The following is a 26722-nucleotide window of genomic DNA, read 5'->3' as shown; positions in this document are numbered from 1 at the left end:
CCCCGATGCGCGCCCAACCGCTTCCGCCCCGGTCCGACGGGGACGCCGCTCCGGCGCTCGCCCCGCTCCCGCCGGTGGCGGGGGCGGCCCCTGTCGCCGGCCGGGCGCGACGGTCGTGGATCGGCGTGGCGCGGCCCCTCACGCGGCGGCGCCACCTGACGCTGACGCTGCTCTCCTTCTTGCTGCCGCTCGGCCTGTGGGCGGCATTCTCCTACCTGCCCTTCCTCTGGCATCCGCTGGTCGAGGTGACGAACCCCGGTGATGTGGCCTGGATGGAGCCCGGCATGCGGGTGCCGCGGGCGGCCTTCGCCGAGGAGGTCGCGACCGCCCGCGACGCCGGCACCGCCCTGCCCGAGGGGCGCTCCGCCAACCCGGTCTACCTGCCCGCGCCGCACGCCGTGGCGGCCGCCTTCTGGACCGCGCTCACCGCGCCGCCGCCCCAGCGCGACGCGATCTGGCTTCCGGCGAGCCTGTGGCACTCGATCCAGATCATCTTCTGGGGCTTCACGATCTCCTCCCTCGTCGGCGTGCCGCTGGGCATCCTGTGCGGGGCGCAACCGACGATCGCCCGGCTGACCGAGCCCGTGATCGAGTTCGTGCGCTACCTCCCCGCCCCCGCCTTCGGCGCGCTGATGGTCGCCATCCTCGGGATCTACGATGGGCCGAAGATCGCCATCATCGTCATCGGCACGTTCTTCCAGCAGGTGCTCGTCATCGCCAACACCACGCGCCGGGTCGATCCGCTGCTGGTCGAGGCCGCACTCACCATGGGCTCGCGCAACCTGCGCCTGATCCGCCGGGTGATCGTGCCGGCGGTGCTGCCGCAGATCTACCGCGACCAGCGCATCCTGCTCGGCTGGGCCTGGACCTACCTGATCGTCGCCGAGCTGATCGGCACCTCGTCCGGCATCACCTTCTTCATCACCCAGCAGGCGCGCTACCAGCATTTCGACAACGTCTACGCGGCGATCCTCGTGATCGGCCTTATCGGTGTCGCCACCGACATCGCCCTGGCGCTGATCGGCCGCCGCCTGTTCCCCTACGCGAGGGCCGGGACATGAGCGGCGCTCCGATCCCGCTGACCGCGGAGCCCTGCGACTACCGCACCCAGTGCGAGCCCGTCCGCGCCCGCTTCGACCGGCTGAAGGCCCGCGACGTCGCCCTGCGGGTGGAGGGGCTCGGCAAGGTGTTCCGCAACGCCGACGGCGCGGAGACCGTCGCCTTGCGCGGCATCGATCTCGTTACCCACCGCCGCGAGTTCCTCTGCGTCGTCGGGCCGTCGGGCTGCGGCAAGTCCACCTTCGTGCGCATCCTCGCGGGCCTCGAGACCAAGAGTTCCGGCTGCGTCAGCGTCGAGGGCCGCGCGGTCTCCGGCCCCGGCGCCGACCGGGGCATGGTGTTCCAGGGCTACACCCTGTTCCCCTGGCTCACCGTCAAGCGCAACGTCGCGTTCGGGCTCGAAGAGAACGGCGAATCGCGCCACGTGGCCGAGCGCGAGGCGGCGCAATGGCTCGCCCTGATCGGGCTGGAGCGCTTCGCCGACGCCTACCCGCATCAGCTCTCGGGGGGCATGAAGCAGCGCGTGGCGATCGCCCGTGCGCTGGCGATGCGCCCGCGCATCCTGCTGATGGACGAGCCGTTCTCGGCGCTCGACACCCAGTCGCGGGCGCGGATGCAGGCCTACCTGATCGAGATCTGGCGCAAGATCGACATCACCATCGTCTTCATCACCCACGACCTCGACGAGGCCGTGCATCTGGCCGACCGCATCCTCGTCCTGAAGGCCCATCCCGGCGAGGTCGAGGAGCTGATCGAGGTGCCGGTGCCCCGGCCGCGCCATCCCGGCCAGAGCCTGACGCCGGAATTCCGCGCCACTCGCGCCCGGCTCGACGCGCTGATCCACCCCGGCGAGGCGGAGGCCGACGGTCCGGCCGATCTCGGTGGCCTCGATTTGGTCACCCGGATGGCGAGCGTGGGGGACGAGGTCGAATGAGCGCCCTCCCGAGCCTTCCCTTGCTCTGGTCCGAGCGCAGCTGGGAGGAGATCCCCGGTGATCTCCAAGCGGTCGCGGGGGCCGCGCTCCTGCCCGTCGGCGCCACCGAGCAGCACGGGCCGCATCTCGGCTGCGGCATGGATTTCGTGCTGGCCGACGCCCTCTGCCGCGCGGTCTCGGCCCGCACCCGCGTGCCGATGCTGCCAACCCTCCCCTACGGCTGCTCGCTCGGCCATTCGCGGCGCTGGCCCGGCACCATCGCCCTCGATCCGCTGCTGATGACCGACCTCGTCCGGCAGATCGGCGCCCAGGCCTACCATTCGGGCGTGCGCCGCCTGTTCCTCGTCAACGGGCACGTCACCAACGCCGCGCCCCTGCGCTGCGCGCTCGAATTGCTGCGGGCGGCCCACGACGACCTGATGCTGGCGCTCGTCAACACCGCGACCGTCAGCGCGCGGGTGCGCGCGGCCCATTTCAGGGATGCCGAGGACTGGCACGCCAACCGCGCCGAGACCGGCCTGATGCAGGCGCTCGCTCCCGCCCTCGTGCGGGAAGACCGCATCGTCGATGCCGACGACCCGGACCGCACCGAGGGGCTCGTCTTCGCCCATCCGGTCAACCGCACCAGCCGCAACGGCGTCACCGGCCGGCCCTCGGAAGCGAGCCCGGCGGAGGGCGCCGAACTGTTCGCCTGGATGGTCGAGGACCTGACCGCCCTCGTCCGGCGCGGGCTCGCCGAGACCCCGCCCCTCCCCCATTCCTACGACGGCCCGGCCGTCGTCACCGAAGGAGCCTGACACCCATGGCCCATGCGAACGAGGTCGATCCGCAGATCCGCGCCGTGCAGGAGGATCTGCGGGCCAAGGGCGTGAAATACGTCATCGGCGCCTACGTCGACATCCACGGCGCGCAGAAGGCCAAGGTGGTGCCGATCGACCACCTGCCGCAGATGGCGGCGGGCTCCGAGCGCTACACCGGCTACGCCCTCGACGGCCTGGGACAGGCCCCGAACGAGGACGAACTCGCCTCGGTCCCGGATTTCTCGCAGGTCATCCAGCTGCCCTGGGAGAGCAAGCTCGCCTGGGCGCCGGCCGACCTCACCTTCCAGGGCAAGCCCTACCCGCTCTCGACCCGCGTCGCCCTCAAGAACGTGCTGGCCCAGGCCGAGGCGATGGGCTTCGGCTTCAACCTCGGCATCGAGTGCGAGATCTTCCTGCTGCGCCAGGCCGCCGACGGCTCGCTGCACACGCCGGTGGCGGACGATAAGCTGGTGAAGCCCTGCTACGACGTGCGCGGCTTCATCGACAACTTCTCCTGGCTCGACAAGGTCGCAACCACGATCAACGATCTCGGCTGGGACCTGTATTCGTTCGACCACGAGGATGCGAACGGACAGTTCGAGTTCGACTTCCAGTACGCCGACGCGCTGACCATGTGCGACCGGCTGACCTTCTTCCGCATGATGACGAAGCATTACGCGAAGGAGGAGGGGCTCATCGCCACGATGATGCCCAAGCCCTTCGCCGACCGCACCGGCAACGGTGCGCATTTCAACATGTCGCTCTCCGACCGCGAGACCGGCCGCAACCTGTTCGCCTGCGCTGCCAGTGAGGATCCCCGCGGGCTGGGCCTCACCGAGACCGGCTACCACTTCATCGGCGGCGTGCTGCGCCACGGCCGGGCGCTGTGCGCGGCCTTCGCGCCGACGGTCAACAGCTACAAGCGCCTCGTGCGCCAGGGCGCGATGGCCGGCTTCTCCTGGGCGCCGGTGTTCAACTCCTACGGCTCGAACAACCGCACCAACTCCGTGCGCGTGCCGGCCGGCGGCGGGCGCTGCGAGAGCCGCAACGCCGACGGGGCGGTCAACCCCTACCTCGCCGCCGCCCTGGTGCTGGCGGCCGGGCTGGAGGGCGTGCGCGAGCGGATCGACCCCGGCCAGCCCAACGAGGACAACCTCTACGAACTGAGCGACGGCGAGCGCCGGGCGCGCGGGATCGCGTTCCTGCCCCAGACCTTGCAGGAGGCGGTCGATGCCTTCGCCGCCGATCCCCTGGTCGAGTCGACGCTGGGCACGGGGCTGCGCGATGAGTTCATCCGCACCAAGCGCGAGGAGTGGAACGCCTACCATCTCACGGTGAGCCCGTGGGAGATCGAGCGCTACAGCCATCTGTTCTAGGAGAGTTTGCGATGAAGACCGTCATCAGCTTCGCGAACTCTTCCGCCGAACCCTCGACCTACCGGCCGGCGCCCGAGCGCATCCTGGCCGGAGACCCGGTCCAGACCGCGACCCTCCACTTCACCAGTGCCGACGGGCGCTTCTCCGCCGGCACCTGGGCGGCGGAGCGGGGCACGTGGCGGGTCGTCTTCACCGAGAGCGAGTTCTGCCACCTGCTCGAAGGGGTGATCGTCGTCACCGACGAGGCCGGCACGCGGACGACCTTCCGCGCCGGCGACGCCTTCGTCTCGCCTGCCGGCTTCACCGGCACCTGGGAGATCGTCGAGCCGGCCCGCAAGCTTTTCGCCTTCTACGAGTAGTCCAACCCCAAATTGGCCTGCCGGGACGGCCCGGCCGCGACAGGGCTCTTGGACCGGGACGACCCGGCCCTGATCGGAGACATGCGCAATGTCGGACGAAGCGGGCATCATCGCCGAGAACCGCCGCCGCTACGAGGAACTGAAACGGGCGGGCCAGGGCCACGCCCCGCGCGCCCTGCCCGGCCCGAGCCCGCGCGGCGGCGTGCCGCTCGACGAGGCCGCGGTGCTTCACCGCGAGACCATCCCCGGCGGCTGGTACTGGACCACGGCGCTGCGGGCCGGCGAGGCGCTCCGGCTCAGCCTCGACCACGGCCCGTCGAGCGTCGCACTGGTGGCGTGGTCGGCCGCCGATCCGAGCGAGCGGCTGAACACCGCCGACACCGTGAAGGTGCAGTGGACGGCTGCCCTGCGAAAGGGCCGGGTCCTGTTCTCCGACATGGGCCGCGTGATGTTTTCGATGATCGAGGATTCGTGCGGCGCGCACGACGCCCTCGTCGGCGGCTCCGACGCCGCCTCGAACGCGGCGCGCTATGCGGGTGGTCCGCACCGCAACACCCGCGACAACCTCGTGCTGGCCGCCCTCAAGAGCGGATTGGAGCGGCGCGACATCCCTCCTTGCGTCGCATTCTTCGCCCCCGTCGTGGTCGGGCCGGAGGGCCGCTTCGCCTGGAACGCCGCCGGCCGCGCGGCGGGCGATTTCGTCGATCTGCGCGCCGAGATGGACCTGACCGTCGCGCTCTCGAACTGCCCCCATCCCCTCGATCCGGCGCCCGACTACGCGCCGAACCCGGTCGCAGTCACCCGCTTCCGCGCCCCACCCCCGGCAATGGACGACCTCTGCCGCACCGCCACGATCGAGGCCGTGCGCGGCTTCGAGAACAACGCCGCCGCCGGCTTCTGAGGGGAGCGACAGCCATGACCGACACCGTGACCACGCTCTTCGACCAAGTCGCTCTGGATGAAGTCGTTCTGGATCAAGTCGTGCCCGCACAGGCGCCGTTCTCGACCCTGGTGCGCGCCGGCCAGACCCTCCGCATCGAGGACATCGAGGGCTGCCAAGCCGTCGATACCCTGTTCTACCGCGCCGACGACCTGGGCGAGCGCTACTCCTCCCAGGATACGGTGCGGGCGCAGGGCGCGGCCTACGTCACCACCGGCACGCGGGTGATGTCGAACGAGGGCCGGGTGATGCTCACCGTCACCGCCGATTCCTGCGGGCGCCACGACACCTCGGCCGGGGCCTGCTCCTGCGAGAGCAACACCGTCCGCTTCGGCCACGCTACCAAGTATCTCCACGCCTGCCGCGAGAACTTCGCGCTGGAGGTGGCGAAGTACGGCCTGTCGAAGCGCGACATCGTGCCGAACATCAACTTCTTCATGAACGTGCCGATCGAGCAGGACGGGGGGCTCGCCATCGTCGACGGCGTCTCCTCGCCCGGCGACTATGTCGAGCTCCGGGCCGAGATGGACGTGATCTGCGTGATCTCCAACTGCCCGCAGATCAACAACCCCTGCAACGGCTTCAACCCCACGCCGATCCGCGTGACCGTCCGCGGCGAGGGCTGACGATGTTCGCCAAGGTTCTGGTCGCCAATCGCGGCGAGATCGCCGCCCGCGTCGTGCGCACATTGCGGCGCATGGGCATCGCCTCGGTCGCCGTCTACTCGGACGCCGACCGCTTCACCCCGGGCGTGCTCGCCGCCGACGAGGCCGTGCGCCTCGGCCCCGCGCCGGCCGCGCAGAGCTATCTCGACGTCGAGGCCGTCATCGCCGCCTGTAAGGAAACAGGCGCAGAGGCCGTCCATCCCGGCTACGGCTTCCTGTCGGAGAACGTCGGCTTCGCCGAGCGGCTGGCGGCGGAGGGCATCCGCTTCATCGGCCCGCGCCCGGAGCACCTGCGCGCCTTCGGCCTCAAGCACACGGCCCGCGATCTCGCCAAAGCCAGCGGCGTCCCGCTCCTGCCCGGCACCGACCTGCTGCCCGATGTCGAGACGGCGCTGAGTGCGGCCGAGACGATCGGCTACCCCGTGATGCTCAAGAGCACGGCGGGCGGCGGCGGCATCGGGATGCAGCTCTGCCATTCGGCGCAAGAGTTGGCCGAGCGCTTCGCCGCGGTGGAGCGCACGGCCCGGGCCAGCTTCGGCGATGCCCGCGTCTATCTCGAGCGCTTCGTGGCGCAGGCCCGCCATGTCGAGGTGCAGATCTTCGGCGACGGGCGCGGCCGCGTCGTGGCGCTCGGCGAACGCGACTGCTCGCTCCAGCGCCGGAACCAGAAGGTGATCGAGGAGACCCCGGCCCCCAGCCTTTCCGACGCCGTGCGCGCCCGGCTCCACGCCGCGGCGGTGGCGCTGGGGGAGAGCGTCGCCTACGCCTCGGCCGGCACCGTCGAGTTCATCTACGATCCGGATCGGGAGGACTTCTCGTTCCTCGAAGTGAACACGCGGCTCCAAGTGGAACATCCGGTGACGGAGGCGGTGTTCGGCATCGATCTCGTGGAATGGATGGTGCGCCAGGCCGCGGGCGAGGACCCGATCACCGAGGCCGGCCCGCTCGTGGCGAAAGGCGCGGCGATCGAGGCGCGGCTCTACGCCGAGATCCCGCACGCGAACTTCTCGCCGAGCGCCGGCCTGCTGACCGAGGTGCGGTTCCCCGACACCGCTCGCATCGACGGCTGGATCGCCACGGGCACCGAGGTGACCCCGTTCTACGACCCGATGCTGGCCAAGATCATCGTCACCGGGCCCGACCGGCCGGCGGCTCTGGCGGCGCTCCGGCAGGCGCTGGCCGACACCGCCATCTCCGGCATCGAGACCAACCTCGACTATCTTCGTACCATCGCCGCCTCCGACCTCTTCGCGAGCGGGCGCGTCGCGACCACGGCCCTGCGCGACCTCGCCTATGCTCCCAAAAGCATTGAGGTGCTGCTGCCGGGGCCCCAATCGAGCCTTCAGGAGTTGCCCGGCCGGCTCGGCCTTTGGGAGGTCGGCGTGCCGCCGAGCGGGCCGATGGACGCCCGCTCCTTCGCCCACGCCAACGCCCTCGTCGGCAACGGGCAAGACACCTGCGCCCTCGAACTCACCGTGTCGGGCCCGACCCTGCGCTTCCATACGGATGCCCGGGTGGCGCTCGCGGGCGCCGCGATGCGGCTCACCCTCGATGGTGAGTCGCGTCCGCACGGCGAGGCCTTTTCGATAACGGCGGGGCAGACGCTCGCCGTCGGCGCGATCGAGGGGCCGGGCCAGCGCGCCTATCTGGCGCTGCGCGGCGGCCTCGCGGCGCCCGTGGTGCTCGGCTCGCGCGCGACCTTCGCGCTCGGTGCCTTCGGCGGTCACGCCACCGGCGTGCTGAAGGCCGGCGATGTGCTCCATCTCGGCGACGCGCCGGAGGTCGCGGCCTCCGCGCCGGAGCCCGCGCCGCTGGCGCAGGACTGGGAGATCGGCGTCGTCTACGGCCCGCACGGGGCGCCGGACTTCTTCCAGGAGGCCGACATCGCCGACCTGTTCGCGGCGTCCTACGAGGTCCACTTCAACTCGGCCCGCACCGGCGTGCGCCTGATCGGCCCGACGCCGCGCTGGGCCCGCAGCGACGGCGGCGAGGCGGGCCTGCATCCCTCGAACCTGCACGACAACGCCTACGCCGTCGGCGCCATCGACTTCACCGGCGACATGCCGATCCTGCTCGGCCCCGACGGCCCGAGTCTGGGCGGTTTCGTCTGCCCCGGCGTCATCGCCCGCGACGAACTCTGGAAGATGGGCCAGCTCCGGCCCGGCGACACCGTGCGCTTCCGGCCCCTGGCCCGGCCGGAGGACGAGATGGCGGCACCCGCCGTGATCCGGGGCGCGGGCTCCGTTCCCGGCTCGCCCGTCCTCGCCCGCGACGAGACCGACCCGGTCCCCGTCGCCTACCGCCGCCAGGGCGACGACAATCTCCTCGTCGAGTACGGCCCGATGGCCCTCGACATCGGGTTGCGGCTGCGGGTCCATCTCCTGGCCGAGGCGGTGCGCGCCGCCCGGCTCCCCGGCCTCGCCGACCTGACGCCGGGCATCCGCTCGCTGCAGATCCATTACGACGGCACGGCGCTGCGGCGCCCCCGCCTCCTCGGGCTGTTGCGCGAGATCGAAGCCGACCTGCCGGCCGCCGAGGATGTCAGCGTCCCGAGCCGGATCGTCCACCTGCCGCTTTCGTGGAACGACCCGCAGGCGGCGCTCGCCATGCGCAAGTATCAGGAGCTGGTGCGCCCCAACGCGCCCTGGTGCCCCTCGAACATCGAGTTCATCCGCCGCATCAACGGCCTGCCCGACGAGGCGGCGGTGCGCCGCATCATCTTCGACGCGAGCTACCTCGTGATGGGGCTGGGCGACGTCTATCTCGGCGCGCCGGTGGCGACCCCGGTCGATCCGCGCCACCGCCTCGTCACGACGAAGTACAACCCGGCCCGCACCTGGACGCCGGAGAACGCGGTCGGCATCGGCGGCGCCTACATGTGCATCTACGGCATGGAGGGGCCGGGCGGGTACCAGCTGTTCGGGCGCACGCTCCAGATCTGGAACACGTGGCGGACCACCCGCGAATTCGTGCCGGGCCATCCCTGGCTGCTGCGGCCCTTCGACCGGATCCGCTTCCATCCCGTCTCCCACGACGAACTCACCGAGGCCCGCGCCGCCTTTCCGCACGGGGCCTATCCGATCCGGATCGAGGAGGGCCGCTTCTCCTACGCCGAGCACCGGGCGATGCTGGCGGGCAACGCCGCCGAGATCGCGCAGGCGGGCGCGCGCCAGAGGGCGGCCTTCGCCGCCGAGCGCGAGCGCTGGAAGGCGGAAGGGCTCGACAGCTTCGTCGCCGACGAGGCGGTCGCCGCGGAGGCCGCCGCGATCCCGCCGGGCTGCGAGGGCGTGCCGACCACGGTGCCGGGCAATGTCTGGAAGGTCTTGGTCGGCGAGGGCGAGACCGTGGCCGCGGGGCAGACGGTGGCGATCCTCGAATCGATGAAGATGGAGGTGGCGGTCACCGCCCCTGTCGGCGGCCGGGTCCGCGAGATCCGGGCCGGGCCCGGCCGCACCCTGCGCGGCGGCGACCTCGTCGCCATCCTCGAGATCTGAAGGCCGGGACGGATCTTGCAAGGCCCGCCCGGCCGGATGGCGGAGGCCGCCCGGCACGCTCCCCGCACAGGCACGGAGACGGCCGATGATGCAGCAGATCCACCGCGCCCTCGCCGCGATCCTCGGTCTGGTCGTGCTCGGCCTCCAGGCCAAGGCTGCCGGGCGGCTGCCGCAGGGCGACCGGGACCGGGAGACACCGCGATAGGCATTCCGGCAGCCGGGCCATCAGGCTCGGGTCGCCGCAGGCATTTCTGTTTGAATTTCGGGCCGCGTGCCGCCCGCACGACGCCCTTCCACGGACGTGAGAGATCGATGCCGGTTCCCGCCTTCCCGAGCCTCAGCGCACTCCACGCCGCCTATGCCGACGGGCTCTCGCCCGAGGCGGTGGTGGCGGAGATCGACCGCCGGATCGCTGCTGCCGACGATCCGGGCATCTTCCTCGCGCGGGTGCCGGAGGCGGACATGCAGGCCGCCGCCCGCGCGCTGGGCCCCTTCGACCCCGTGAACAAACCGCTCTGGGGCGTGCCCTTCGCCGTGAAGGACAACATCGACGTGGCGGGCCTGCCCACCACCGCCGCCTGTCCGGACTTCGCCTACACGCCGCAAGAGACAGCCCCGGCGGTGGAACGCCTGCTCGCGGCCGGTGCGGTCCTCGTCGGCAAGACCAATCTCGACCAGTTCGCCACCGGCTTGGTCGGCGTGCGCACGCCCTATCCGGTGCCGAAGAACGCCATCGATCCGGCGGTCGTGCCGGGCGGCTCCTCGTCCGGCTCGGCGGTGGCGGTGGCGCGCGGCCTCGTCGGCTTCGCCCTCGGCACCGACACGGCGGGCTCGGGCCGGGTGCCCGCCGCCCTCAACAACGTGGTGGGGCTCAAGCCCTCCCTCGGCAGCGTCTCGGGCCGCGGCGTGGTCCCGGCCTGCCGCACGCTCGACACCCTCTCCGTCTTCGCCGGCACCGTGACGGAGGCCGATGCGGTCTACCGGATCATCGCCGGATACGATCCGCAGGATCCGTATTCGCGCGCCCTGCCCGCCCCGCCCCGCCCCGGTGCCCTGCCTCCCGGCCTGCGCGTCGGCGTGCCGGATGCCGCGGGCCGGATCTTCGGCGGCGACGCGGCCTCGGAGGCGGCCTTCGATGCGTCGCTGGCCGATCTCCGGACGGTGATCGGCGGCGCGGTGTCGGCGGTCGATCTCGCGCCGTTCTTCGCGGTGGCGGGGCTCCTCTATGCCGGCCCCTGGGTGGCCGAGCGCTATCAGGCGATCCGCGGCTTCATCGAGGAGCGCCCCGAGGCCCTGCACCCGACCACGCGGGCGATCATCGGTGCGGCCACCGGCCACTCGGCGGCGGATGCCTTCGCCGGCCTCTACCGCCTGGCCGAACTGCGCCGGGCGACGGAGGCCGTCTGGCGCGGAATCGACGTGCTCGTGGTGCCGACCTACCCGCGTCCGCGCCGCGTCGCCGAGCTCGAAGCCGACCCGGTCGGGCCCAACAGCGAACTCGGCACCTACACCAACTTCGTCAACCTGCTCGATCTCTGCGCCCTCGCGGTGCCGGGCCGCTTCCGCACCGACGGCTTCCCCTCCGGCGTCACGCTGATCGCGCCGCGCGGGGCCGACGGCCTCATTGCCGAACTCGGCGCCCGCCTCCACGCGGCGGCCGGCGGCACCCTCGGGGCGAGCGGCGTGCCGATTCCGGCGGAGGCCGCATCGCGCGGGGATCGCGCGCAAGGGGATGAGATCGAGATCGCGGTGGTCGGCGCGCATCTGTCCGGCCTGCCGCTCAACGGCGAGCTGACCGCCCGCGGCGCCCGCTTCCTGCGCGCCGTCCCCACGACACCGGATTACCGCCTGCACGCGCTGCCCGGCGGACCGCCGGCCCGGCCCGGCCTGATCCGCGTCGCGCCCGGTACGGGCCATGCGATCGCGACCGAGGTCTGGGCGCTGGCGCCGGACGCCTTCGGCCGTTTCGTGGCGGGGATTCCCTCGCCGCTCGCGATCGGCACGCTGTCGCTGGCCGACGGCACGGTGCCGAAGGGATTTTTGGCGGAAGCGGCCGGGCTCGCGGGCGCGCGCGACATCAGCGGGCATGGCGGCTGGCGCGCCTATCTCGCCTCCGGGGCCGCGACGTAGAGCCGTGCCCGGCCCGATCGCATCGGGCCGGAGCCTCTTGGAGAAACCTCTCGGGGGGATGAGCCCTTTCCTTGACGGAAGCCAAGGAGGTTCACGATGGCAGACGCGAAGACGGAGCGGGAGGCGATCGGGACACAGCCGCCCGGTCGCCCGCCCGGTGAGCGCAGCAAGCCCGAAGCGGAGCCGGATCTCGGACCCACGGGCCCGGCCTCGGCCGAGGGCGAAAAACCCGGCCCTCAGTCCGGCGGCTACGATCAGCACTCGCCCGATCGTTCGACGGACAATGCGAAGGGCGGCTACGGCGCCGGCTGAGCCGGCCCGCGGGGCGGGCGGAGGCGTACCGCTGCCTGCCCCGCAGAACCGATGCCCAGGAGCCGTCTCATCCCCAAGCGGCGGCGCGTTCAAAATTGGGTGTAAGTGTCTCTCACAAAACTTCCGCCGCGCTTTCATCGCCAGAGCGAGAACGGTCAGAGACCGGGAGTTTTATGAGGCACTCAATCCTTGAGGGGCCGTGGGTCGCATTGCTCTTTTCCACCCTTTGTCCCCATATGGGAACGAAAAGCGAACGGCCGGCTTGTCGGAGTCGGTCAGGAGGGTTTGGCGCAGATGGCACGCTACCGCTTTCACGCGACGAACGGCTACGCATGCGTGTTCGACGCTCAAGGCAAGGACATCCGGGTCCCCGCACGCCTCGTCCGGCGTGCCGACGCGGTGGCCCAGGCGGTGATGAGCAGCCTCGATGACCAGGAGGATTGGTCGCAGTGGCACGTCAGCGTGCATGACCTCAACGGCCGACGCGTGCTGGTGAAGCCGTTCGTGTCGGGCTGATCGATCGTCAGGCGGAACGCGGTCGCGGCGCTGGCCGCTGCCGGTTCTACCAGCACACCCGGGGCAAGCGCCGCTTCCAGCGCTCACCCAGGCGCAGCGTCTCGCTCCCTGCCCTGTCCGAGCGGCGCCGGCTGACGAGAGGGGTTGTCTCCGTCACGGGCTGAGGCGGCTCCGGGACGGGCTGTTCGACGACCTCGACGGCATTCGGGATGGGCACCTTCCGCGGCCTGCCCCGGCGACGCGGGGCGCCCTCTGGCGTGGTGCTGGGCGGCGCGACCCGGCGAACGCGAGGAAGCACCTCGGGCTCGATCGCGGGCTCCGACTCAGGCTCTTGCACCTCCGCGACGAGGAGGCTCGGCAAGATGCGGCGATGCTCGGGGGGCGCCTCGTCAGCCGAAGTCCGGACGCTGGGTGCGGCGGCCTCGAGCGAGGGCCACAGGGCCGCGGCTTCTGCGTGTCCCGCCCGCTTTTGCGCCTCCCGTGGCAGCTTCGAGGGGATGGAGACGAAGCGGGTTTGGCCGTTCGACTTGGCTTCGACGGTGAACGGTCGCCGGCCACGGTTGCGCAACATACCGATCCTGATGCTGAGAGCTTGGGTCTCTGTTCGAAACACCTTGCGCCCGCACATGCCGTGCCACGAAGTGTTTGTCGAGCCCGAGGAACATCAAGCCTTCATGAGGCGGTGCCTCGGCGAGGGACCGGATGGTCTCAACGTTCCGATCGGGCAGGCACCGATCATGCGGAACGGGCGGGTCATTCCGAGCCGCTCATCAAAGATCATCGATATCAACGGTTTGATCTGGCCCGATGGTTCGGACTGGAGCGCTTCACTGTCGCGTGCGGCTTGCCGAGCGGGAGGGCCTTGTGAGCGCCCTCCCCTCGATCAAATCTGCCGCTTTACATCCGGTGACGCATCGACCGGTGATGGTGCCGATGCATCATCCGCTTGCGCATCATGTGCCGGTGCATCATGCGCCGCTCGTGGTGGGACATGCGAGCCTGCGTGATGCTGCTATCGGCTTGGATGCCGGCGGGTGCTATCGGCGCTGCCGATGCGGTGCCGGCCGTAAAGCCTCCGAGCAGGATTGCCAGCGCGAGCGTCGTCTTCTTCATCACCATCTCCTTGGGAGCTTAGGGCCGTCCCAGGCAGGGTGGATAGGTGATTATCCTAGGCCAAGGTTCCCACCCGAGAGCATTTTCCTCAAACGGTAGGAGCCAAGGAGCACCCCCGCCTGGATCATGCTCGCTTGCCCCTAGCAGGCTGCTGCAAAAGTCTCGGGGAGGAGTGAACCATTCTCTGGAAGCCGATTGTCGATGCCGGGCAGTGCGGCAGCCGACGCTTCATCCCGTCAGCACGCCTCACGCTCGGCGCGAAGTTCGACCAAGCTGGAGATGATCGTTCGACCGCGTCAGACTTTTGCAGCAGCCTGCTCAAGCATTGCCCTGGATCAGGTCTCCAGGACGATGCTTCAGCGCTTCTTGCCCAGCTCAGCCGCGATGTCCTTGGTCATGCGGCCCACTTTTCGATGCGCGGCGGTGAGCTGGTCTTGCGTGACGCCCCAGCGCTTCATCCAGAACTCGACCGCTTTGCGCTCGCTGAGGTCGAGGCGGTCCTTGTCGATGAAACCGCGCTTGTCCTTGAGGCCAGCCATGAATGATCCCGTGAGGTCGTCGGAGGTCGTCGGGTTGGATGAGGTGGGACAATCGTCCACGCCACTCGCAACGAATGAAATCAATGACTTAGGGCGCGCGGTTGCCGTTGAGGTGTAGCACCGCGGTGTCGCAGACATCAACACTCATTCGATTGCCAACCTTCGACAGGGTCAGTGAAACCGGTTGCAATACCCCGCCTTCGGCGGAAGGCGTGGAATTCGAACCCTTAGAGCATCATCCCGAAAGGCGGCCTCCGGCTTTCGAAAAAAATGATGCGAAAACAAGAGGCTAGAGCATCGTCCTGGATTTGATTTCCAGCACGATGCTCTAAAAATCCCCTGGCTTGGATCCGCTCGGCGGGGACAGCGAATTGGCAGGGATGCGCCAGCGTTGATCGGCCCACATCGACCACCCAATTTGGATTTCTTCTGCGGGGCACAGAGCTCCATCCCTCATGGCGGTCACATTTCCGTGAGCTATTCGTCAATCAATGCCGCTTACCGTCCGCCTACTCTCCAAACGGGTGTGGCGTTGAGCAATGGGAATACACGTACCGCCGCTTCTGCCGAACGAGGCCGAGCGCCTCGCGGCGCTGCGCGATCTGCGCATCCTCGACACAGCGCCTGAGGCTCACTTCGATGCCGTGTGCAGATCGGCGGCTGCGCTGTTCTCTGTCCCCATGACGTCGATTGCACTCATCGACAGTGACCGGCAATGGTTCAAGGCCAAGTGCGGAGTCACCGCAGATGGCACGTCGCGCGATGTCGCCTTCTGCGCCTATGCGATTCTCAGTGACGATGCACTCGTCGTGGAAGACGCAACGGCGGACCCGCGCTTTGCGCACAATCCTCTGGTGACAGGCGAGCCCGGCATCCGTTTCTACGCAGGGGCGCCGCTCGTCGTTCGTTCAGGCATCCGCCTCGGCACGTTGTGCATCATTGACACGAAGCCACGCACCTTCTCCGAGGCGCAGAGAACCCAGCTTGAGGACCTTGCTCGCATCGTTGTCGCCCACATCGAGCTTCATCGTGGACGGCTTGTAGCCGAGGCTGCGCTCGAGGAGCGCACACGCTCTCAGGCGCTGATCGCCGCGAGTGAGGAGCGCTATCGAACCGCACATGCCAAGCTGGAGCGGACGGCCGATCTCTTGCTGATGGCGCAGGAGGCCGCCGGAGCCGGTGTGTGGGAGTGGAGCCTTGATGAAGGCGTGGTGCGCAACTCACCCGAGAGTGCTCGCATGTATGGGTTTCCCTGCGGGGAAGGAGCGACAGCTTGGGTCGATGTCAGTGTCGCGGAGTTGGCTGCAAGAGTTCATCCTGGTGACCTTGCTCAGATGAGGGCGATCTACGGGGACGCGTTGCACCATACGACCTACAAGCTCGAATACCGGGTCCTTCACCCTGAAGGGGGCAACCGGTACCGCTGGTTGATGGGCTGTTGCCGCATCCTCCGTGACGAGGCGACCGGTCAGCTGCTGCGGATCGTCGGCCTCAACATCGACGTAACTGAGCGTCGAACAACCCAGGATGCACTTGAGCAGAGCGAGGCGCGACTTGCGCTCGCACTCGACAGCGGCAGTGACGGCTTGTGGGACTGGAGCGTCACTACAGGATACGTCTGGTACTCTGATCGTTGGCACACGATGCTCGGATACGAGCCAGGAGAGATCGAACCGAACATTCGCTCGTGGGAGCGCCTGGCCCACCCGGATGACATCCGGCACGCTCGGGCGCTTCTCACAGAGCACTTCGAGGAGCGCTCAGCGTCCTATGTGTGCGAGCACCGCGTGCGCACCAAAACTGGCGCTTACGCCTGGGTGCTGTCGCGCGGCCGGGTCGTGGCACGGGACGAGCACGGTGCACCGCTGCGGATCGTTGGCACCTACATCGACATCACAGAGCGCAAAGCATCTGAGCAGCGCATTGCCTACATCGCCCGCCACGATGCGCTCACGGGCTTGCCCAATCGCACCGTATTCCACGAGCATCTGGAGCAAAGGCTGGCCGAGGTGCGCCGCGGTCGAGGTCAGGCAGCTCTGCTGTGTCTCGATCTCGACCGCTTCAAGACCGTCAACGACACGCTCGGCCACCCCGCTGGTGACGAACTGCTGTGCCAGATCGCCCAACGGTTACGTACAACCGTCCGAGAGAGTGATGTCGTGGTGCGGCTCGGGGGCGACGAGTTTGCCATAATTATCTCGCACCTTGACCATGCGCATCAGGCGAGCAAACTGGCGCAGCGCGTGATTGATGCCATAGGCCAGCCGCTTGATCTTGGCGGTGTCCTTGTCACTGTCGGCGTTAGCATCGGCATTGCACTCGCTCCTTCGAGCGGCGACGCGCCGGAGGTCCTGTTCAAGAACGCGGACCTCGCACTCTATCGAGCCAAGGATTTCACGCACGGCACCTTCTGCTTCTACGAAGCTGGCATGGATGCAGCGGTTGAGAGCCGAATGCAGCTTGAGTTGGAGATGCGTGAGGCTGTTCTGTGCGGCGGCTTCGCCTTGCACTACCAGCCCATTCTGCGTCTGATCGACCACAAGACCGTCGGCTTTGAGGCGCTGATGCGCTGGCCTCATCCAACCCGTGGGATGATCGCGCCGGACGCGTTCATCCCGGTGGCCGAGGAAACGGGGTTGATCGTTCCGCTCGGCTCATGGGCTTTGCAGCAGGCGTGTCGCGAAGCGGCGTCCTGGCCTGATGACCTGCGGATCGCCGTCAACGTCTCTGCCATCCAGTTCCAGCAGCCTGGGCTCGAGGAGAGCGTCCTATCGGCTCTTGCTGCCTCAGGCCTCGCGCCAAATCGCCTTATGCTGGAGATCACCGAGAGCATCCTTGTTCAAGACGCTGACGCTGTGACCGCTTGCCTGCATCGGCTGAAAGGCTTCGGAGTCCTCATCGCGTTGGACGATTTTGGTACCGGCTACTCCTCATTGAGCTACCTGCGTCGCTTCCCCTTTGACAAGATCAAGATCGATCGCTCCTTCGTCCGAGAGATCAGCGATCCGGGTGCTGCGGCCATCGTCAGAGCCGTGGTCGGGATCGCAAAGGAACTTGGCGCGACCGTCACAGCGGAAGGCGTCGAGACGAACGCTCAGCTTGAGCAGGTTCACCGCGAAGGCTGTACGGATGTGCAGGGCTATTTTTTCAGCCGACCCCTATCGGCCGCGCAGGCTATCGAATTCATCGGCGGAAATATGGTGGAAAATTCATAAAACAGGCCGTGTGAAGCCGAATATTCCAGTCTAGCTCGCGTTTGTGCTGCATAGCTGCGCCTGCGGCTTGCAGGCGCGTATTGCCCTGTCCTAGCAGGCTGCTGCAAAAGTCGATGGCGTAGCGGCTTTGGAGATGATTCACTCTTTCTGAGCAAGGGGTGGAGTGTCGGGATGCGCGGGCGCGAGGCGGCTTCGGCCAAGCTGTTCAGCTACGTGCGTCTGGAAGATCGGGTGCCGACCGAGCATCCGCTGCGAGCGATCCGGGCCCTGGCCGACGAAGTCCTGGCCGGGCTGAGCGAGCGCTTCGAGAGCCTGTACTTAGGCTTGGGCCGCCCTTCGATCCCGCCGGAGATGCTGCTGCGGGCCACGCTGCTGCAAGCGTTCTTCTCGGTGCGCTCCGAGCGGATGCTGATGGAGCAGATCGATTACAACTGGCTGTTCCGCTGGTTCGTCGGGCTGGAGATCGATGCCGCGGTCTGGCGCCCGACCGGGTTCACTGATCCTCCCCTGCTTTCGCGGACACGGGGTTTAGCTTGCATTCCGCTCGGCTTGCTCGGGCGTGATGTAACCGAGCGCTGAGTGGATGCGCTGCCGATTGTCGTAGCCCTCGATGTCGGCGAACAGGTCGCGTCGGGCCTCGTCCCGGGTCGCCCATCGTCGTTGGTGGACGAGTTCGACCTTGAGTGTGTGGAAGAAGCTTTCCATGGGAGCATTGTCGTAACAACAGCCCGTACGGCTCATGGAGGGCGTCGCCTTCATGTCGGCAAGCTGCTTTCGGTAGGCCTCGGCGGCGTATTGGCTGCCGCGATCCGAGTGACAGATGAGCCCAGCGGCCGGTCGCTGCCGTTGGGTGGCCATCATCAAGGCGGCCGATGTCAGTTCGGTCCGCATGTGGTCGCGCATGGACCAACCGACGATTCTTCGCGTGGCGAGATCGAGAACGGCGGCCAGATAGAGCCAGCCCTCGCCGGTGGGCAGGTAGGTGATATCGGCCAACCAAACCGTGTTGGGCAGGGCAGCCGAGAACTGTTGTTTGAGGAGGTTGGGCGCGATCGGCAGATCATGACGGCTGTCGGTGGTGCAGGGCCGGAACCGACGCCCTGCCAGAGCCCGGATGCCTTGACGGCGCATCAGGCGCTCCACCCGCCCGCGACTGACGGTTCGGCCCTCTGCGCGCAAGGCCGCGTGCACCCGAGGTGAGCCATAGCGCCGATGATGCTCGGCATGTATCCGCCGGACGTCGTCGAGGAGCTGACGGTTCGACACCGACCGGTCGCTCTCGGGACGTGACCGCCAGCCGTAGTAACCGCTGGGGGAGACTGCGAGCATGCGGCACATGAGACGCACCGGCCAGGTGTTCGCATGCTGCTCGATGAAGGCGAACGTCACTTGGGCATCTCCGCGAAGATGCCGATCGCTTTTTTTCTAGGACGGCAAAGCCGGCTGTCTGGTGTTTGACGTTATGGGGGCGCCTGCTGGAGGCGCGCGATGTCCCGAACCGAGTGTCGGACGGCGGATCGTGAACGGGTCTTGGCTCCGGTCCGCCAGCTCTGCCCGATCTGCGGCCGGGCGATGCGGATCCGTTACGAGAATCGTCGCACGATGGTGACGCTGACCGGCACGGTGCGCCTGCGTCTGAAGATCCGTCGCTGCGAGGCTGCGGATTGCGTCCGCTTCCACAAGCCCTACCGCCCGGAGGCCGAAGGCGCGCTCGCCCTGCCGCACCACGAGTTCGGCCTCGACGTCGTGGCCCTGGTGGGCGCCCTGCGCCACCGCGAGCATCGCTCGGTGCCGGAAATCCACGCGATCCTGCGCGGGCGCGGGGTCGCCATCGCCGAACGCAGCGTGACCAACCTGCTCGACCGCTACGACGAGGTCGTGGCCACCCAACTCGCAGACCCCGCTCACCTGCGCCGACACTTGGCCGGGCAGGATCGGATGATCCGGGCGCTCGACGGCCTGCAGCCGGATGTCGGGCACGAGGTGCTCTGGGTGCTGCGCGACTGCCTCTCCGGCACGGTGCTCCTGGCCCGCAGCCTGCTGTCGGGCACGGCCGAGGATCTGGCCGTCCTGCTGCGTGAGGTCATCGCGGCGGTCGGTGTGCCGGTGGTAGGGGTGATCAGCGACGGTCAGCAGTCCGTCCGCAAGGCGGTGGCCCTGGTCCTGCCGGGCGTGCCTCATCAACTCTGCCACTTCCATTTCCTGCGTGAAGCCGCCCTGCCGATCTTCGAGGCCGACCGGCACGCCAAGAAGGAGTTGAAGAAGGGCGTGCGCGGCGTACGCCCGATCGAGCGGGGGGTGGAGGGGCGCACGGATAGGGAGGCGGATCTGGTGCGCGGCTATGCGAGCGCGATCCGCAGCGCGATCACCGACGACGGTCGCGCCCCGCTCGACGCGGCGGGCCTGCGCTTGAAGGACCGCTTGGAGAAGGTGGCCGGAAGCTTGGAACGGGTGCGCTCAAAAGGGGGGCCGAGGCGCAGGGCTCGCGCCCGCTCGGGCGGCTCCAGCAGTTGATCGAGCGGGCGCTCGCCGGCACGGCCGCCCTCTGGCCGGCGATCAGCCGAGGCTTCGTCTTCGTACACGCGGGCGCCCGCCTCCTGACCAACCCCGCCGGTGAGCCGGGGGCCAAGGTCCGGCGGCGCTTCGACGGCTTGCTGGGGGCGATGCGGCGCCACCGGGATCGGGTGAAAGGGCTGGGTCCCGCCCTCGACCACTTCGCCAAGGTCGCGCGCAGCTATCGACCGGGACTGTTCCACGCCGCCGACGGGGCGGACCTGCCACGCACCAACAATGCCCTGGAGCAACTGTTCGGTTCCCAGCGCTACCACGAGCGGCGGGCCACCGGACGCAAGACCGCCTCGCCCGGCGCGGTGCTGCGGGGCGCCGTGCGGCTCGTGGCCGGCATTCACTCCCGAACTCGGGCACCATCCGGACGCGACCTCTGCCGGGTCGATCCAGAGAAATGGCGAGCCCTACGCCGATCCCTCGACATCCGCAGGCAGGCGCGCACTCAACGCACCCGCTTCCGCCGCGATCCCGACGCCTATCTCAAGGCCCTCGAACAACACGCGCAACAGCAGACTTTGCCGTCCTAGAGCCTGTTATGCACTTGTCATAAGCTTTTCAGCTTGTCGGAGCATGAGGCAGACGAAGGCGACCATGTGCAGGCCAGCCAACGTGCTGGCGTAGCGCTCGTAATCTTTGACCAGCCGCCGACAGCGGGTGGCCCAGGCAAACGAGCGCTCCACCACCCATCGGCGCGGCAGCAGGACAAAGCCGCGCTTGGCCTCAGGCGCCTTCACCACTTCCAAGTCGATGCCGTGCGCGCTCGCGGCGGCGGCGGGCTTAGGCCCGGAATAGCCCTGGTCGACAAAGGCCAACTCGACGCTGTCGCCCGTCTCCGCCTGCACCTCGGCGGCCAGCCGGCCGACCTCGGCCCGGTCGTCGACATCGGCGGGCGTCACGTGCAGCGCCACGACATGGCCCGGCGTGTCAACGGCCAGATGCAGCTTCGCACCCCGCTTGCGCTTGGCCCCGTCATAGCCGGCCCGCTCGCCGCTCTCGGGCGAGGAGCGCAGCGTCCGGCTATCGAGGATCACCGCCGAGGGCTCCGGCTCCCGCTCCGCCGCCATCCGCAGCACCGCCCGCAGGTCGCCGGCCACGTCCGCGAAACTGTCGGCCGACAGCCAACGCTGCGTCTGCTGATACACGGCCGCCCAAGGCGGCAGATCGTGCGGCATGAACCGCCAGGGCGCCCCCGTCTTCACGATGTAGCGCAGCCCGTTAAACACCTCGCGCAACTCGTGGTCGCGCTGAGCTGAGTCCTCCCGCAGCAGCGCGAGGTAGGGCGCTACCAGTGCCCATTCTTCATCAGACACGTCGGACGGATAGGAGCGGCGATCAGAAGGCATGATCCACAACGCCAATCCTGCCTATCAGTTCATAACACGCTCTACAAAAAAAGACAGCTCACGCCGCCGAGCAGGAACGCCCGGACGTGAAAGCGGCGCGCGAGGCCTGGTTCGAGGGCCAGCCCGATCTCGACCCTGCGCGCCTGGTTTTCCTCGACGAGACCTGGACCTCCACCAACATGGCTCGCACCCGTGGGCGTTCACCGCGCGGCGAGCGGCTGCGCTCGCCCATCCCGCACGGTCACTGGAAGACCACGACCCTGGTCGCCGGCCTGCGCCTGTCCGGGATCGCCGCGCCGTTCGTGCTCGATGGGCCGATCAACCGCGACGCCTTCCAGGCCTACGTCGATCAGGTTCTGGTGCCCGAACTCGGCCCCGGCGACATCGTCGTCATGGACAACCTTGGAAGCCACAAGGGGCCGGCCGTGCGTGCCGCGATCGCGGCAGCCGGCGCGCGGCTCTTGTTCCTCCCGCCCTACTCGCCCGACTTCAACCCCATCGAGATGGCGTTCTCGAAGCTGAAGGCGCTCCTGCGCAAAGCGGCCGAGCGAACCGTCGAGGGATTGTGGTCGGCCATCGGACGCCTCGTCGACACCGTCACGCCAGACGAGTGCGCCAACTTCTTCGCCGCAGCAGGATACGAACCAGATTAAACCGAAAACGCTCTAGCGTCTGTTCCTGCGCTTGGCCGTCGATCTGCGTTTGCCCGGAAACCAAGAGCGAAGCCCGCTGGTGGTCGAAGTAGGCCGGGTCAACGATGTCGCCGGCTGGACCGCGGATGCACGACTTGGCCGGGCAGAACGCGATCTGGTTGCCCGCGCCGAAACGGATGGCGGTCGGGTTCTTGATGCCCGCCAAATCCTTATCCAGCGGAGAGAGGCCTTCCATCACAAATCGTTTCGGCGTGAGAGAGAACCCCTTCCCGCTCGACAGTATGCACCCAATCGGCACCATCGCCTTGGTGGCTCGATCTTGCACGGCGAGTTGCGGGCATGCTCCGCTGTTCTGAAGGCCGATCTGCGGCAACGTGAAGGTCTGTGCCCGCACAACCGCTGGCGCAAAGACCAGTAGAACAAGGACGACGAAGGCGCGCTGAAGCATGGTTCTATTCCGAGAGCGTGCGAGCATTGTTCAGGATCGTGTTAAGGTCGTCGTTGCTCAGGCCAAGCGTGTTTTTCACGAGCTGCGCCAAGGCACCGTCAGGAGACACGAACAGTGTGTTCTCCCATGCGATGGCAATCGGGTCGTCTGGGTCTGACGGCACCGCTGCCCGAACCGCTGTCACCCGCCCGGCGCCAGACATTCTCAAGGCTTGAAGGAACTGCCCTCGCCGCGGCGGATACCCGGCCGGCATGGGGCCCGAAAGCAGGGTAGCGATGAACTGCGGCGACAGCGGAAGCGACGAGATATCAAAGGCCGTAAAGGACCCGTCTGCGTTTTGGGCCACGAGAAGCCCTGTCGTCGGCGCAGCAGGCGAAAAGGCAATGGTGCTGTAATCGAGCCGTGCGCTCCACGTAAGGCCGCGCTTGGTCTCGATGCGGATGCCGGCACCGGATCGCGGATCGGCGGGGTAATTGTTGCCGAAGGCGGCGACGATGTTTCCCATGGATTACTCCGGCATCCGCATCCGCGGTGTTCTTCCGGGGAGGCCGAAGCCTGAGATCGCGGCCAAGCTCGCAGTGCGCCAGTGCGTCGAGCGATACCTACGCGACGAGGGCTGGGACAGGATGTCTGCGCAGGCAAACTGCCGGGCTGATACGATCGCCTACCAGTACGGAAGTAGAGTAGCGGGACGCGCCCGGTTCCCGCTCGGACCGGACGCCGATACATCTCGCGCGTCGGGCATGCCGCCGATGATCCGACAGTTCGCACTTCTCTGCCCGGCCGCCGCGAAGCGGCTCAAGGGCGAAGATTGATCGCGAATGGCGCTGGGTAGCTGAGAACCGCGTCAAGGGCCCACTGGTACGCCTTTAGAGGTGGCGGCCGACGCTGCTTCCCAGGTGTCACGCACCAGAGCATCGGCGTAATCCAACGTATCGCCGATCATCTCGGCGGCCTCGCCAAGCCATCCCTCCCGAAGCGCATCGAGGCGGTTGTTGCTGGTAGAGGGGAGCCTATCCAATCGGCGGCAGTCAGCCTGGAGCCATTCTTTGAGATGCCCGACAGGCCACTTGCGAACGGTGGTTTCAAGCCGCCCCAAGACGGTCGCGTGAAGGTGCTGCCGATCAGACACGCCATTGATCAGCGCAGTTTCGAGGCCGAGGACGACCTCGCGCAACATGCGGGGCCGGAAACGATCGCCGTTCTTAAGCACCTTGTAGAAGTCCATCACCTCCCTCGGGATGGACCGCCCCTTGATGCCGTCGTGGATGCTCGCGAGCCCCTGGATGGCCGCCCGACGGTCGGGATACCTCGTCGGAGGAGCAGGCTTCTTATGATGATACGAATGAGCATTTTTGACCATGATTAAATGCGACGTTAAATGGAATGCTTCACCGTAGCGGGCCGCCAAGGGCTGTTTCAATATTTTTTTGGCGGACTGTGGCGTGAGATAAATATGGACGGCAGAAGAGGAGTGAGTTTAGCCTGAAACAGTCTCGTTTTGAGACCTTTAATTCGTGTTTCAGAAAGCTTTTATTTGATGAACAGCCGCATTTACTGCGTAAGCGATCTCACTCGCATGTACACTTGCGGGAACTCCGGCACGACGCGCCTGGACATGGCGTCGGTGACGGACGTCCACGACCTGCTTACTTTCGCCGCATTGCGCGACCACGTGCTCAACGACCTGCGCTACCCACATCCGCAGGCCGACAAGCGCGAGACCTACGGCTGGGTGCCGACAGCCTACATGCCCGGCGAGCGAACCTTCACCAACCCTAAGACCGGCGTGTCCTTCTCGAAGTTCGGATGTTGGCGCAGCGGCGCGGCTGAGGCCGACCAGCTTTGCCTCTTCGTGGCCGACGTGGACAACAGCGACTACGGCCGTCCTACCGTCACGATGGAGGAGGTAGCCACCGCTCTCGACGGGCTCGGTTGTGCGTACTTCATGTACACGAGCTTCAGCCACTCGCCCGCGAAGCCGAAGTTCCGGGTGGTGATCGACGTTGATCGGGACATGACCCGGCCTGAGACGCTGCGCGTCGCGATCTGGCTCAACTGGACGGCCTTCGGTCGGCAAGCCGACCTGTCGATCTACGATCCCGGTGATTTCGTCTTCGCGCCGCCCAACGTCAGCACGACGATGGAGCATCTTAACGCACCGCCCTTGAGCGTCGATGCCGCGCTCGCGCGGCAGACACTCACCCAAGAGCATCACCCTGGTAGCTGGACGGCGTACGTCGAAGTCAAACAGCCCAAGCCTCCTAAGGAGGCACCGTCGCCGGAGCAGGTCACTGCGATGCTTCAGCGCCGCGCTGACCGCACGATCCGGCCGGACATCGGCCTCGACAACCCGGCCGTTTTTAACCCGGCCTGGGCTGACATGTACTGCAACTGCATCGTTGGGCGCAGCCATTGGGAGACGATGGGTGCGTTGCTCGGCATGGTGTGGGCCAAAACCGGCGGCGGCCTGACCTACGGCGAGTTGGAGCACCTCTTCCAAGGAATCGATGCCACGGACAGCGGCTACTTCGTCCGGCAGCACGGCGAGCAGAAGGCTGCCGAACTCATCGACTGGATCATGAGCTTGCCGGTCGGCGAGAACGACGAGGAGGTGTGGAGCCCTATTCTGGAGCGCGACGAGACTGGCCTAACCGTGCAGGTCAAGGAAGGTGAGTGCGGTGAGGGCAAAACGCACGACGAACTCGCCCGCATCGCCCGCGAGCGGGGCCGCTACGTCTACGTCGCGGACAAAATCGAAACCATCGAAAAGCGGCGCCAGGAGTTTTTCGAGATCGCTGGTCCGGTGGTCGCCACTCGTTTTCGGATTTCCGAGGCGCATAGCCAGCGGCAGGACCTGAAGGTGCCGCTTCAATTGATGAACATCCGCAAGGACCTCGACAACGAACCGGCTGGCAGGCCGACGATCGTCTTCGTGACCCAGGCTGGCGCCGCCCAAATGGACTGGTCACGTTGGGGCGACTGCGAAATCGTGTTCGATGAGGTGCCAGACGTCTTCGAGGTGTTCAAGATCGACGCGCAGAACCATCAGGAGGTGCTGCGCCGCTACGTTCAAACCGCCCAGGCGGACGGCAACTGCTATGGTCTCGAACTGACGACTGCTGGGCGCGATCTCGCGCGGGTGACGGTCGTGGATGACTACGACAAGGTCCACCACGGTCTCTGCGTTCTGCTCTCGAAGCCGAATACCCACGTGTGGGTCAAGCGCAGGGCGTGGGACGACCCCACCGAAGGGGGCAGGCTGGAGTTCTTCGCTGTCGTCTCGCCACTCAACCTCGGCTCGTTCACATCGGTGCGCCTGCTGGGCGACGAGGCGATGAAGTCCGTCACCGTCAAGGCGTGGGCTCAGAAGTGGGGAGTTTCGTTCGAGTCCATCGGCTTCGAGCGCCGTAAGCGCCTTGTGCCGACCGCGCAGCGGATCACCATCAGGTACTTTTCGCAGAATCGGGATAGCTCGATCACGCGCTTCCGCGAGGGCGACATGCCACTCGAAACGGTCTCGGCCTGGATCAAGAAGGACGCTGACGCCGTGCCGGTGCTCTGGACGGCCAATGAGCGACTGCGGGCGAAGTCGAAGCTCGACCAGCGCGACTACATCAGCCCCAAGGCGCACGGACGCAACGACCTCCAGCACTACAAGCGCGTTGCATGGCTCGCGGCAATGAAGGCGAGCCAATTCGAGATCGGCACCCTGCGTGAAGTGTGCGGGATGACGGCGCAGGACTTGACCGACTGGCGCGAGTCGAACGCCATGTACCAGTTTGTGATGCGCTGCGTGCTGCGCGATTTCTGCTCTGCCGAGCCGGTGGTGATCTACGTGTTCTCGCGCAAGCAAGCCGAGTACCTCCATCGTCGCCTGGGTGGCACCATCGAGCATGCTCCCGGTGTTATTATCGACAAGCCGGTGCGTTGCTTGGATGAGGGCGGCGCCATGTCCGACGCCGAGCGACAGAAGGTGCGGTACTGGCGCGGCAAGATGCAGAAGGCAGGGGTCACCGACGTCCGCCTCCTGCCGAAGGCCGGAAAGCTGACCGAGCGCGAGGTCAGGCTCGTGAATACGACGTTTGAACGTCTCTCGACGGAGCCGCTCGACGAACAGAGGGCCGCGTGAACAGCCGCATCGCCGGGGGAGCGGGCACTGACTCTTACCGCTTGCCAAGCATGCGTCAGGTCGCCCCCTGATTGCCCCCCAAATAAGTGACCTTTTAACCCCAAATTTGCCGTCAAGTCTGCGGTC

20 protein-coding genes and 4 pseudogenes are annotated in these 26722 nt (G+C 67.5%); 17 read left to right on the top strand and 7 right to left on the bottom strand.

The annotated features are described in order from the left end of the window. Positions 1–5: 5 nt before the first annotated feature. The 11 genes from Y590_RS17920 to Y590_RS17870 all read left to right on the top strand — a co-directional run bounded on the left by Y590_RS17920 (position 6) and on the right by Y590_RS17870 (position 12585). Positions 6–1061: an ABC transporter permease gene (locus tag Y590_RS17920; protein WP_060771037.1), complete on the top strand. Its 1056-nt coding sequence runs from the start codon at positions 6–8 to the stop codon at positions 1059–1061. Next, entirely contained in the window at positions 1058–1993 is a 936-nt protein-coding gene (locus Y590_RS17915; protein WP_060771036.1) for an ABC transporter ATP-binding protein, read from the top strand. The genes Y590_RS17920 and Y590_RS17915 overlap by 4 nt, the downstream gene beginning before the upstream one ends. After that, the gene (locus tag Y590_RS17910; RefSeq protein ID WP_060771035.1) at positions 1990–2790 is read left to right on the top strand and encodes a creatininase family protein; all 801 of its coding nucleotides are present in this window, start codon (positions 1990–1992) and stop codon (positions 2788–2790) included. Before Y590_RS17915 ends, Y590_RS17910 begins: the two co-directional genes overlap by 4 nt. A 5-nt stretch (positions 2791–2795) precedes the next feature. Then, the gene (gene glnT / locus Y590_RS17905; RefSeq protein ID WP_060771034.1) at positions 2796–4169 is read left to right on the top strand and encodes a type III glutamate--ammonia ligase; all 1374 of its coding nucleotides are present in this window, start codon (positions 2796–2798) and stop codon (positions 4167–4169) included. 11 nt (positions 4170–4180) lie between these two features. Then, entirely contained in the window at positions 4181–4528 is a 348-nt protein-coding gene (locus tag Y590_RS17900) for a cupin domain-containing protein (RefSeq protein WP_060771033.1), read from the top strand. 88 nt (positions 4529–4616) lie between these two features. Continuing rightward, positions 4617–5429: an urea amidolyase associated protein UAAP1 gene (locus Y590_RS17895; RefSeq protein WP_060771032.1), complete on the top strand. Its 813-nt coding sequence runs from the start codon at positions 4617–4619 to the stop codon at positions 5427–5429. A 14-nt stretch (positions 5430–5443) separates the two neighbouring features. Continuing rightward, complete coding sequence (locus Y590_RS17890; RefSeq protein WP_060771031.1) at positions 5444–6094, top strand: urea amidolyase associated protein UAAP2; 651 nt, start codon at positions 5444–5446, stop codon at positions 6092–6094. 2 nt (positions 6095–6096) lie between these two features. Beyond that, a complete protein-coding gene (gene uca, locus Y590_RS17885) occupies positions 6097–9627 on the top strand; it encodes an urea carboxylase (RefSeq protein ID WP_060771030.1) in 3531 nt (1176 codons plus the stop codon). A 312-nt stretch (positions 9628–9939) separates the two neighbouring features. Continuing rightward, positions 9940–11757, top strand: a complete 1818-nt coding sequence (gene atzF, locus Y590_RS17880; protein ID WP_060771029.1) for an allophanate hydrolase — start codon at positions 9940–9942, stop codon at positions 11755–11757. A gap of 96 nt (positions 11758–11853) precedes the next feature. Beyond that, a complete protein-coding gene (locus Y590_RS17875; RefSeq protein WP_060771028.1) occupies positions 11854–12069 on the top strand; it encodes a hypothetical protein in 216 nt (71 codons plus the stop codon). 294 nt (positions 12070–12363) lie between these two features. Next, positions 12364–12585, top strand: coding sequence for a DUF6894 family protein (locus Y590_RS17870; RefSeq protein ID WP_060771027.1), 222 nt, complete (start codon positions 12364–12366; stop codon positions 12583–12585). Positions 12586–13482: 897 nt separating this feature from the next. Here the strand turns inward: Y590_RS17870 and Y590_RS17860 are convergent. After that, positions 13483–13698: a hypothetical protein gene (locus Y590_RS17860; protein ID WP_060771026.1), complete on the bottom strand. Its 216-nt coding sequence runs from the start codon at positions 13696–13698 to the stop codon at positions 13483–13485. Positions 13699–14054: 356 nt separating this feature from the next. Then, a complete protein-coding gene (locus Y590_RS17855; RefSeq protein ID WP_003600567.1) occupies positions 14055–14237 on the bottom strand; it encodes a DUF3606 domain-containing protein in 183 nt (60 codons plus the stop codon). A gap of 539 nt (positions 14238–14776) precedes the next feature. Here Y590_RS17855 and Y590_RS17850 point away from each other — a divergent pair. Next, complete coding sequence (locus tag Y590_RS17850; protein ID WP_060771025.1) at positions 14777–17452, top strand: sensor domain-containing phosphodiesterase; 2676 nt, start codon at positions 14777–14779, stop codon at positions 17450–17452. 171 nt (positions 17453–17623) lie between these two features. Next, a pseudogene (locus Y590_RS17845) lies at positions 17624–17950 on the top strand (transposase); the annotation flags it as partial. Between the two features lie 30 nt (positions 17951–17980). Here Y590_RS17845 and Y590_RS17840 read toward each other — a convergent pair. Next, a pseudogene (locus Y590_RS17840) lies at positions 17981–18877 on the bottom strand (IS3 family transposase); the annotation flags it as partial. 147 nt (positions 18878–19024) lie between these two features. On the opposite strand from Y590_RS17840, the pseudogene Y590_RS25935 reads away from it, so the two are divergent. After that, positions 19025–20547 (top strand): annotated as a pseudogene (locus Y590_RS25935) (ISNCY family transposase). Positions 20548–20553: 6 nt separating this feature from the next. Here Y590_RS25935 and Y590_RS17825 read toward each other — a convergent pair. Then, entirely contained in the window at positions 20554–21363 is an 810-nt protein-coding gene (locus tag Y590_RS17825) for an IS5 family transposase (RefSeq protein WP_060772089.1), read from the bottom strand. A gap of 44 nt (positions 21364–21407) precedes the next feature. Between Y590_RS17825 and Y590_RS17820 the strand changes: the two are divergent. Next, positions 21408–22016, top strand: a pseudogene (locus Y590_RS17820) (IS630 family transposase); the annotation flags it as partial. Here Y590_RS17820 and Y590_RS17815 read toward each other — a convergent pair. Both Y590_RS17815 and Y590_RS17810 read right to left on the bottom strand, forming a co-directional pair. Next, complete coding sequence (locus Y590_RS17815) at positions 21961–22464, bottom strand: hypothetical protein (protein WP_060771023.1); 504 nt, start codon at positions 22462–22464, stop codon at positions 21961–21963. The pseudogene Y590_RS17820 and the gene Y590_RS17815 overlap by 56 nt on opposite strands. A gap of 4 nt (positions 22465–22468) precedes the next feature. Beyond that, a complete protein-coding gene (locus Y590_RS17810; protein WP_060771022.1) occupies positions 22469–22969 on the bottom strand; it encodes a hypothetical protein in 501 nt (166 codons plus the stop codon). Between Y590_RS17810 and Y590_RS17805 the strand changes: the two genes are divergently transcribed. Beyond that, on the top strand, positions 22968–23279 hold the full coding sequence (locus tag Y590_RS17805) for a hypothetical protein (RefSeq protein ID WP_060771021.1): 312 nt from the start codon (positions 22968–22970) through the stop codon (positions 23277–23279). The two genes, Y590_RS17810 and Y590_RS17805, sit on opposite strands and share 2 nt — an antisense overlap. 32 nt (positions 23280–23311) lie before the next feature. Here Y590_RS17805 and Y590_RS17800 read toward each other — a convergent pair whose 3' ends face one another. Continuing rightward, on the bottom strand, positions 23312–23875 hold the full coding sequence (locus Y590_RS17800; protein ID WP_060771020.1) for a hypothetical protein: 564 nt from the start codon (positions 23873–23875) through the stop codon (positions 23312–23314). A gap of 207 nt (positions 23876–24082) precedes the next feature. On the opposite strand from Y590_RS17800, the gene Y590_RS17795 reads away from it, so the two are divergent. Continuing rightward, on the top strand, positions 24083–26596 hold the full coding sequence (locus Y590_RS17795) for a hypothetical protein (RefSeq protein WP_144440011.1): 2514 nt from the start codon (positions 24083–24085) through the stop codon (positions 26594–26596). Positions 26597–26722 lie beyond the last annotated feature (126 nt).

The sequence above is a fragment of the Methylobacterium sp. AMS5 genome (assembly GCF_001542815.1).
In the GTDB taxonomy this organism is placed as follows: domain Bacteria; phylum Pseudomonadota; class Alphaproteobacteria; order Rhizobiales; family Beijerinckiaceae; genus Methylobacterium.
This window is presented reverse-complemented; position numbering and strand designations above follow the sequence as displayed.